Source organism: Protofrankia coriariae (assembly GCF_001017755.1).
In the GTDB taxonomy this organism is placed as follows: domain Bacteria; phylum Actinomycetota; class Actinomycetes; order Frankiales; family Frankiaceae; genus Protofrankia; species Protofrankia coriariae.
The window spans coordinates 1-4,072 of record NZ_JWIO01000088.1 but is presented as its reverse complement, the minus strand read 5'-3'; the positions used below and the strand labels follow the sequence as shown (position 1 = coordinate 4,072).

The 4,072-nt window shown below is 69.7% G+C and carries 3 protein-coding genes; 2 read left to right on the top strand and 1 reads right to left on the bottom strand.

Going from position 1 to position 4,072, the window contains the following annotated elements; genetic code table 11:
- The coding region (locus tag FrCorBMG51_RS24200) for an NsdA family TPR-like regulatory protein (RefSeq protein ID WP_235433866.1) at positions 1 to 1,404 on the top strand (1,404 nt) is incomplete at its 5' end.
- 9 nt (positions 1,405 to 1,413) lie between these two features.
- Entirely contained in the window at positions 1,414 to 2,142 is a 729-nt protein-coding gene (locus FrCorBMG51_RS24195; RefSeq protein WP_086055673.1) for a 2'-5' RNA ligase family protein, read from the top strand.
- Here FrCorBMG51_RS24195 and fxlM read toward each other — a convergent pair.
- Positions 2,096 to 3,319 (bottom strand): methyltransferase, FxLD system, encoded by a 1,224-nt coding sequence (gene fxlM, locus FrCorBMG51_RS24190; protein ID WP_235433865.1) that lies wholly within the window; start codon positions 3,317 to 3,319, stop codon positions 2,096 to 2,098. The two genes, FrCorBMG51_RS24195 and fxlM, sit on opposite strands and share 47 nt — an antisense overlap.
- Between the last annotated feature and the right edge of the window lie 753 nt (positions 3,320 to 4,072).

Below are 4,072 nucleotides of genomic sequence, written 5' to 3'. Positions count from 1 at the left end.
GCGCAGGCGGCCAGCCGCATCAACGCCCACACCGCCCACGCCGGCCTTGACCCGGACGGCGCCGCCACCATGACCGCCCCATGGCTGTCCGAACTGGAGAACTGGCCGCTCCCAGCCCGCCGACGCCTCACCCCGCAGATCCTCGCCGTGCTCGCCGCGGTCTACGGCACCGACATCCACACCCTGCTCGACCTCGACGACCGGGAACATCTCACGCCCGCCGACATGCTCCTGATCAACAGCATGCGCCGCTTGTCGGCAGATCCGAGCAGGGCACCCGCGACCTCTGTCACCACACCGCCGCGGGGATCGACCGTGCCCGCCGGAACGGACGAGCCGTCGGCCGTCGCCGAGCGCGACGGCTCGGGCCGTCGGACCGTTCTCACCGCGACGGCCACCACGGTGGTCCTGGCCGCCGACGACGAGGTGGACGAAGTCACCCAACGCATGCAGCTGTTTGCCGCAACGAACGTCGACGATGCCGCGGTCGAGCAGCTGGACCTGAGCATCGAGGTGATCGGCCGCCGCTACGAAACGTCCGACTCCAGGAGTGTCTACCCGACCGCGCTTCGCCAGCGCCGTTACGTCGCCGACCTCATGCGCGGCCACCAGCACCCGCGTCACCGAGCAGACCTGTACGCCGTGGCCGGCAAGCTCTCCGGCCTGCTCGGCTATCTCGCGTTCGACCTGGGCAACGAGCTGCTCGCCCGTGCCTACTGCAACGAGGCGATGAGCCTTGCCCAGGCCGCCGGCCACCGCGGCCTCGCCGCGTGGGTGCGCGGCACAGAAAGCTTCATCGCCTACTACACCGGCCGCTACCAGCAGGCCCTGGACTACGCCCGCGACGGCCAGCGCCACGCCGCCCGCGGCCCAGCGTCCATCCGGCTGGCGGTCAGCGGCGAAGCCCGCGCGCTCGGCAAGCTGGGCGACCGGCGCGGGGTCGACGACGCGGTCGACCGCGCCCTGGCCGCGCACGCGCAGACCGACCAGGTCGACCCGGTCGGCTACTTCCTGTCGTTCGAGCCGTTCGGCGCCGCCCGCCTCGCCGGCAACGCCGCCAGCGCCTACCTCGCGCTGGGCGCCGTCGGCCGCGTCCGCGAGTTCACCGACCAGGTCATCCCCGTCTTCGCCCGCTCGCACTCGGCCGCCAGCCACGCCCTGACGCTGGTCGACGCCGCGATGACCTACCTCGTCGGCCGCGCCGCCGAGCCCGACCGAGCCGGCGCCCTCGTCCGCGAGGCCCTCACCGTCGGGTCCACACTCGACTCGCGGATCGTGGCCCGCCGCGCGCAGGACTTCGTCACCAGCGCCGCACCCTGGTCAAGCACCCCGGAGATCGCCAAGATAGCCGACGCCGTCGCCGCCTGGCGCACGCCGAGCACCTCCACCCGCGCCCCGTTCTAGCCTGGCAGCGTGCCGCACTCCCACGAGGGCCAGGTCGACGCCGACGACTGGGAAGCCTTCCAGCGCACGGAACGGATGGCCGACCACTGGTACTGGCGTCCCGGCCACCGCCCTGGACGCACCTACCTCACGTGGTACGTCGTCTTCGACGACCAGGCCCTCCGCGACCACGTCGCCCACCACCAGAAGGCACTCGCGGACCTGGACTATCTCGACCCGGTGCCCACGGACGGCATCCACATGACCGTGCAAGGGGTCGGCTTCCCCGACGAGGTCGACGTCGACACGACCACCCGCATCGGCGAGCAGGCAGCCGCACGCACGGCCGACATCGAGCCCTTCACGCTGACGGTTGGCCCCGTCGCCGCCTACCCCGGCGGCACGTTCCTGCGCGCCGCGCCGTGGCGTCCGGTCGCCGACGTCCGCGAGTGTCTGCGCGCGGCCATCGCCGCCGAGCTTGGCGCCGACCAGGTCCCCGCCGAACCGGCGCGGTTCAAACCGCACATCAGCGTGACGTACTGCAATGCCCCCCCACCAGCTGCCGAGGTTATCCACCGCCTCACGGAACTCCGCCGGATCCCACCGATCACTGTCCCGGTAACCAGCGTGAGCCTGCTCGAACTACGACGCGAAGGCCACACCTACCGCTGGACCATCCGCCGCACGGTCACGTTCACCGGGCATGCTTCTTCTACGGCCGGCGGGCCGTGCTCGCCGGCCGCGGGGACGGCCAGGTGATCGCGATGCGTGTATGGCGTCGGGTGAGTACGAGGGCGTCGGAGGGCAGCAGTTCGTCAGGGGTGCTCGCGGGGAAGGCGCTGATGCGGGCGCCCAGGCTGGTGCCGTCCCAGGACCTGATGAGGCTGACCAGCTTCTCGACGGTGACGTCGGCGTGGGGCCCGTGCCCGTAGGCACCGAACTCGAACCGCTCGCGCGCCTCGCTGGTGGCGCGGAAGGTCAGGTACGCGAAACTGTCCCCGTCGAGAAGAGTCGGAACTCCCAGCCCCCAGGAGTGCGCGACCAGTCCGCGGTCCACAGCTGCCTTCGTCGCGGCCAGCAGCCCGAAGTCGGGCAGTCTCATGGCCATCCACAGGTAGAGGCCGTCGAACCTGATGTCCTTCCCCACCGCTGTCCCCGACCATGCCTCCCGCTGTGGCATCGCGAGCGCGGCTCGCAGAGCGTCGCCGTCGGCCTGCTGGTCGTCGTCCAGGCGCAGGCGCACATCGTCGCCGTGGAGCGGGATCAGCCGTTCGCGCTGTTCGCCGGCGCCTTGCATGGGCACGAAGCCGCACAGCTCGTAGCCCTGATCCGCCAGCCGGCCGTTGGTCCACTCGAACGCCACCGAGCGGGTCAGCCCCCGCATCCGCAGCGGGACGACGATCCGCCCACCGGCAGCCAGTTGGCCCACCCACGCTGGCGGGATGTCCCACGCCCCGGCCGTGACGATGATCCGGTCGAAGGGGGCGTGCTCCGGCGCGCCGAACTCCCCGTCCGCGCGCAGCAGGGTGACGCTCCCGTATCCCGCGGCCGGCAGGAGCCGGCGGGCCCGATCGAGGACGTCCTGATCGATGTCGATCGAGATGACCGCGCCGCCCTCACCGACCAGTTCGGCGAGCAACGCCGCGTTGTATCCCCCTGTGCCGATCTCCAGGACCCGCATCCCTGGCCGTACCTGGGCCTGCTCCAGCATCATGACCTGGATTCGTGTGGCGGACACCGAACTGATGCTGACCCCGTGCTCGTCCTTCTTCGTCACGTAGTGGTGCTCGGCGGCATATGCCTTCTCCACCGGGACCTCGGGGACGAACAGGTGCCGTGGTACCGCCCGCACCGCCCGTTCCACCTCGGGGGTCACGAGCGCCTTCAGCGCGCGTAGTTCCCGGACGAGTTCCTCACGCAGGCGAGCGACATCCACCGGCCGCACATCTTTATGATCATGACTGGTATCGGTTGCTGGGGCGAGCACCAGGCTTCTCCTCGAACGCAAATAGCGACCCTGGGCAACATCTCGTAAACTCTACGATACTGTTGATCTTTCTGATGTGAGGGTTGGCACGGGGATCTCCATGGCGTCTTTGCTCCCGGGTGGGGCGGGTGGCCGGCGCGGAATCGTCGTGTGCAGCGCGACCGTGTGGGACGGTAGGTGGGTGTGTTGTAACGATGCCTCAGTCGCGGTGACGAATCATTCCCTCCAGCGGGAAGAGTTCGTTCGGGTCCAAATCGGCCGCTGACCTGCGAGAACGGTGGTGGCGGGCCGCTGTTGTCCGGCCCGAACACGTCGATTCGTTCGGCTGATCCCACCCGCATCCGATCTTGATCGTTTGTCGGTGTATCGCGAGCGGATATGGCACGGCCGCCGTGGCCTTGCTCCTACATCCCGGCGGACGATGAGCCGGCGGCGCCCTCACCCTGTCCCGGGTCACCGGCGATACAACGGTTCCGGTCTGTCCGACCCCTCTGTTCTGAAGGTGAGGGGATGGTTACGGTTACGCTGCTCCGGTAGGCCGTCGGGAGACGGTGATTGGGGTTGATCAGTGTCCAGGCCCGGGAAGGGAGCGGCAGCATGGGCAGGCTCAGTCAGCGCGTCGAGCAGGAGGAACTGCGGGATCGGATGCGTGCGGTGGGCATGACCCACAGCGAGATCGTCGTCGAGTTCGCCCGCCGCTAC